Origin of the sequence: Mesorhizobium sp. M7A.F.Ca.US.005.03.2.1, from assembly GCF_003997795.1 — a bacterium.
Classification (GTDB): domain Bacteria; phylum Pseudomonadota; class Alphaproteobacteria; order Rhizobiales; family Rhizobiaceae; genus Mesorhizobium; species Mesorhizobium ciceri.
Window position 1 is genome coordinate 1 of the sequence record NZ_RZRP01001485.1, and the last position, 699, is coordinate 699.

The 699-nt window shown below is 57.1% G+C and carries 1 protein-coding gene; it reads right to left on the reverse strand.

What is annotated here, in order from left to right; translation table 11 throughout:
• Positions 1–101: 101 nt before the first annotated feature.
• On the reverse strand, positions 102–699 hold a 598-nt coding region (locus EN991_RS38650; protein WP_206519370.1), incomplete at its 5' end, for a Tim44/TimA family putative adaptor protein.

A 699-nucleotide genomic window follows, 5' to 3' on the forward strand; every position in this document is an offset into this window, starting at 1 on the left:
ACCTCCGCCGGTCTCTTAGGTTAATCCCGGCGCACGCGATGAAAGCCACACACAAGCGTCCAAGCGTCGCCCTTCAGCGGTCACCGGAATGACGCAAGCAGCTAGCCGCCGTCTGTGGCGATCAGCATCCAATTTCGCTTCCTTGACTGGATGTCACTGGCAAACGTCCACGTATCGATCACTTCAATGATCTGCTGGGGATCTCCTGAAACGATGTCGTTGTTGGCCGAGCGTGTAACGCTGACCACGTCGGAAACGAAGCGAACGGCAATCTCAGCGGTACCATTCTCCTCAAGAGCGTCGACGACCTTTGCGTCGTTCGTGCCTATAAAGGTGAGTTGCAGCATCTCCGCCCGATCCCGGCGCCCGGCAATCGCCCGTTCGAAGATGTCGAGCACTTCCGGTCCGACAAGGCGCTTCAATGTCTGGATGTCCGCACTTGCATAGGCCAACAGGACAACTTCATAAGCCGCCTTGGCGCCGGCCAGAAACGTGGCAGGGTCAAAACTCGGATCGCTCTTTCGGATAACCTCCAAGGGCGTGTCGCCGGAAGACGTGATTTCGTTACTTCCGGCTAGACGCTCAGTCGGCGCATCGTCCGGTTTTGCCTTGTCATCGCCCGGACGTGACTGACGTTTGCTCCAACTGCCTAGAAACGCCCAATAAAACGCGATGATCGCCATGAGCAGTATCTGGTTG